Below are 4,448 nucleotides of genomic sequence, written 5' to 3' on the forward strand. Positions count from 1 at the left end.
GGTTTTATTTGCCACGCATGAATATAGCTTGCTAACTCATCTATTTGAGCATGAGTGAGCTGATTAATATTGCAATCAGGAATAGCTTTGCTGTCGTGTAGTATGTCTATAAAGCGTTTGGGTAAAATAGTTGCAAGGCTATTTTTTAATGATTTTTGTGCTTGTGTTTCTCGCCAATCAGCTAGTTGCTGCTTTAAATCGAGCTCAGGGAGCAAGTTTATGGTTACTGCCTGCCCTGCCCGCCAAAATGAGCTAATTTGTAATATGGCAGGCCCTGATAATCCTCGGTGAGTAAACAAAATATTTTCTTTAAATACGGTGCCGTCTTCGCTTGACACTTCGCACGGTATACTAATTCCTGAAAGCCCTTCAAAGCGTTCTTTATCGTGTTGATGCAAAGTAAATGGCACAAGCGCCGCCATGGTAGGTAGTACGTTTAAGCCAAACTGCTCTGCAATTTTATAACCTATAGGAGTGGCGCCAAGCTTGGGCATTGTTAAACCGCCCGATGCGATAACGAGCGATTCACAAGTAAGTGTTTCTTGCTCAGTGGTAACACGGTAACCAATGTCGGTTTTAGCCACATTTAGCACTTCGCTGCGCAATTTAATAGTAACACCCGCCCATTCGCACTCAGTCAGTAGTATATCGACTATATCTTGCGCGCTGTTATCGCAAAAAAGCTGACCTAAGGTTTTATGATGGTATGCCAAACCATGGCGGTCCACCAGCTCAATAAAATCGTGTTGCGTGTAACGGCTTAAGCACGATTTAACAAAATGGGGATTACTGCATAAGTAGTTTTCTGGACTGGCATTTTCATTGGTAAAATTACAACGCCCACCGCCACTGATTAAAATTTTTCGGCCTGGTTTTTTACCCATATCAAGCACTGTAACGCTACGTCCGCGATAACCTGCTTGTGCAGCACTCATTAATCCGGCTGCACCTGCGCCAATCACAATTACATCTACTTGATTCATTACTTCGCCCTACTAAAAAATTTGCCCGATTATAGCAAAGTTTACCTCAACACTTTGAATAGAATTATTATTGGCAATATAGCAAGAAATGTAATCAAGCTTAGCTATCGTTATTTTTAAACAGTACTAAAATATAGTTCTTTATACTTATTTTTATTTTATATGATAAATACTAAAAGATTGCAAATCCGCTAATTTCCTAAGTTATAACCAAAAGAAATAGGTACATAAGCATTTAATATTTTAAAGTTATTAACAGATCATTTACCTTTGTTTCTGTTTCGTAATTTAATATTACAAACTAACCAATAACAACTAGGGATAATTATGACAACAAGTAAATCATTTAAGCGTTGTGCGGTAGCGCTCACTATTAGTACAGTATTTGCAGCCTCTGCAAGTGTTGCTCAAGATGTATCAACCTCAATGGCAGAAACCTCAGCTAAGCTACAAACCCAAGCGGGCTTTGAAACACAGTTTATTATTAAATATAAAGATAGCGCGAGCGATATGTTAAGCATCTCGTCAGCTGACGCGAGCCCCGCAAATATGAAAAAGCGTGCTCAGCGCTTTGTAAAAAATTTCGCTTCTAAAAAAGGCAAAGTGAAAGCAAAGTATATCCGTGCAATGGCGCTTAATAACCACCACGTTATGCGTGCAGATAAAAAACTAAGCGCTGCAGAAGCACAAGAATTTATGCAAGAAATGGTTGATTCTGGCAATGTTGAATACATTGAAGTGGATCAAATGTTAAAACCCTTTGCAACCCCTAACGATCCTCGTTACGGCGATCAATGGCACTACTACGAGCAAGCTGGCGGCCTTAACTTACCTACCGCTTGGGATACAGCTACAGGCAGTGGCGTAGTGGTAGCGGTACTTGATACTGGCTACCGCCCACATGTTGATTTAAATGCTAACATTTTACCGGGTTACGATATGATCTCTAACCTATCGGTTGCAAACGATGGTGGCGGTCGAGATAGTGACGCACGCGATCCGGGTGATGCGGTAGCTGCTGGCGAATGTGGAAATAACGGTGCGCAAAGCTCAAGCTGGCATGGTACGCACGTAGCAGGTACGGTTGCAGCCGTTACTAATAACGGTGAAGGTGTTGCTGGCGTAGCTTATGGCGCTAAAGTTGTGCCTGTACGTGTACTTGGTAAATGTGGTGGTTTAACATCAGACATTGCTGATGGCATTATTTGGGCATCTGGCGGGAACGTATCGGGTATACCGGCCAACTCAAACCCTGCAGATGTAATTAACATGAGCTTAGGTGGCAGCGGTTCGTGTAGCTCTACCACACAAAACGCCATTAACACAGCACGCAGCAACGGTGCTGTTGTGGTCATTGCTGCCGGTAATGATAACGATAACTCAGCAAACTATAACCCAGGTAACTGTAGTGGTGTTGTCAATGTTGCCTCTGTAGGGCGTAACGGTGGACGTGCATATTACTCAAACTACGGTAGCAATATTGATGTTGCGGCTCCGGGTGGCGCACAAAGCTTTGCGAACGACTCTGAAGGGGTTTTATCAACTTATAACTCAGGCTCATCTTCACCGTCGAGCGATAGCTATGCGTTCTCTCAAGGTACATCAATGGCGGCACCTCATGTTGCCGGTGTTGCCGCTCTAATAAAGCAAGCTAAACCAAATGCGACCCCAGATGAAATAGAAAGCATTTTAAAATCTACCACCCGCTCATTCCCTGCAACGTGTACAAACTGTGGTACGGGTATTGTAGATGCAGCAGCTGCAGTAGCCGCGGCAAGTGGCGGTACAACACCACCTACAGGTGGCGATAGCGAACTGACAGATGGCGAAGCTAAAACAGGCTTAAGCGGTGCTGCAAGTTCACAAGCGTATTACACAATGACAGTACCAAGTGGCGCAACCAATGTAACATTTACCATGAGTGGCGGTAGCGGCGATGCAGATCTATACGTGCGCGCTGGCAGCCAACCAACTACCTCAAGCTACGATTGTCGTCCGTATAAAGGCGGTAATAGCGAAGAGTGTTCTATTGATAACCCAACAGCGGGTACATACCATGTAATGCTGCGTGGCTACTCAGCATACTCAGGTGTAAGTTTAGTGGGTAATATTACAGGTGGTTCAACAGGCGGTGGGTCAACTACACCTGAAGCCGGTGGCGGCTCGGTTAGCGATGTAAGTGCCACGACTGGTAACTGGAAACATTACACTTTAGATGTGCCGGCAGGAATGAGCACATTTACAGTCACCACCTCAGGTGGTACTGGTGATGCTGACTTATTTGTTAAGTTTGGCAGCCAACCTACTGCATCTAGCTACGATTGTCGTCCTTATAAAAACGGCAACGCTGAAACATGCACATTTAGTAACCCGCAAGCGGGGACATGGCATTTAAGCGTGAATGCTTACAGAACCTTTTCAGGTTTAACTTTAAGTGGCCAATACCAGCCATAACTAAAAGGGCCCTAAGTGTATTCACTGAGGGCCTTTATAAACGATTATAGTTTTTCTAGTACAGACTCAGCACGGCTCACTGAAAACTCTTTTTCTTTTTCAACAAACAACCCTGTAACGACATTATCATCAACTATCATTGCATAGCGTGTAGAGCGTGTTCCACCAAAACTGCCGGTGTCTTTATCAAGCCCTAACGCTTTAGTAAAACTGCCATCGCCATCTGCTAACATATCGATTTGTAGTGCATTTTGAGACTCTCCCCATGCTTTCATTACAAACGCATCGTTAACCGATACACAGTAAATTGCCGCAATACCTTTTGCTTTAATTTTATCACTAAGGGTTATAAATTCAGGTAAATGGGCATTTGAACAGGTAGGCGTAAATGCACCCGGTACAGCAAAAAGTACTACTTTTTTACCTTTAAAAAGCTCAGTGTTAGTGTGAGTTTGCATGCCCTCGTCTGTTAGCTGCGTTAATGTAACTGCGGGTAACGTTTGACCTTGTTCAATCATGATAAATCCTTAAAGCATTTGATTAATAAGCCTACAGTATAACGCTTATTACCTTTGTATTAGCAGGGATTTACAAGCCAAGGTTTACTTTTATGCTTTGCATTTGTTGTTGTAGCTGGCTGCGAATATCGTCAACCAACAGGCTTGATTCGCTTACTTGGCCTTTCATGCTTTGCATTGACTGGCTAAAGTTATCGAGCAAATTATTTTGCTGTTTAGCCAGTTCCATGGCCTCAAAGGCCACTTTGTTGGCTTGCTGGGCGTTATCGGCAACGCCTTCTGAATTAACTTTTAGCTCTTGTGCATTTTGTGTTTGCGACTGAGCGCCATTTGCCAAGGTCGCTATTTGTGTAGATACTGTACTTGATTTTTCACTCAATAAAGTGAGTTGTTCATTAATATCGCTCAATGAACCTTGCGTCTGTCGAGCAAGCTGACGTACTTCATCTGCCACTACAGCAAAACCTCGCCCATGCTCGCCAGCGCGTGCTGA

General features: G+C 43.5%; 4 protein-coding genes. 1 reads left to right on the forward strand and 3 read right to left on the reverse strand.

Annotated features, from left to right (window positions below):
• On the reverse strand, positions 1-983 hold a 983-nt coding region (locus AABI99_RS17500), incomplete at its 3' end, for an NAD(P)/FAD-dependent oxidoreductase (RefSeq protein ID WP_338367403.1).
• 327 nt (positions 984-1,310) lie between these two features.
• On the opposite strand from AABI99_RS17500, the gene AABI99_RS17505 reads away from it, so the two are divergent.
• Positions 1,311-3,437, forward strand: coding sequence for a S8 family peptidase (locus tag AABI99_RS17505; protein ID WP_338367404.1), 2,127 nt, complete (start codon positions 1,311-1,313; stop codon positions 3,435-3,437).
• 44 nt (positions 3,438-3,481) lie between these two features.
• Here the strand turns inward: AABI99_RS17505 and AABI99_RS17510 are convergent, their stop codons facing one another.
• Together AABI99_RS17510 and AABI99_RS17515 are read right to left on the reverse strand one after the other, a co-directional pair.
• Positions 3,482-3,955, reverse strand: a complete 474-nt coding sequence (locus tag AABI99_RS17510) for a peroxiredoxin (protein WP_338367405.1) — start codon at positions 3,953-3,955, stop codon at positions 3,482-3,484.
• A gap of 70 nt (positions 3,956-4,025) precedes the next feature.
• The coding region (locus AABI99_RS17515; RefSeq protein WP_338367406.1) for a methyl-accepting chemotaxis protein at positions 4,026-4,448 on the reverse strand (423 nt) is incomplete at its 5' end.

It is taken from the genome of uncultured Pseudoalteromonas sp., assembly GCF_963922945.1.
Lineage (GTDB): Bacteria > Pseudomonadota > Gammaproteobacteria > Enterobacterales > Alteromonadaceae > Pseudoalteromonas.

Bases quoted from the DNA above. Each gene is read 5' to 3' on its own strand.
- AABI99_RS17505 (WP_338367404.1), top strand. From the start codon at position 1,311: ATGACAACAAGTAAATCATTTAAGCGTTGTGCGGTAGCGCTCACTATT.
- AABI99_RS17510 (WP_338367405.1), bottom strand. From the start codon at position 3,955: ATGATTGAACAAGGTCAAACGTTACCCGCAGTTACATTAACGCAGCTA.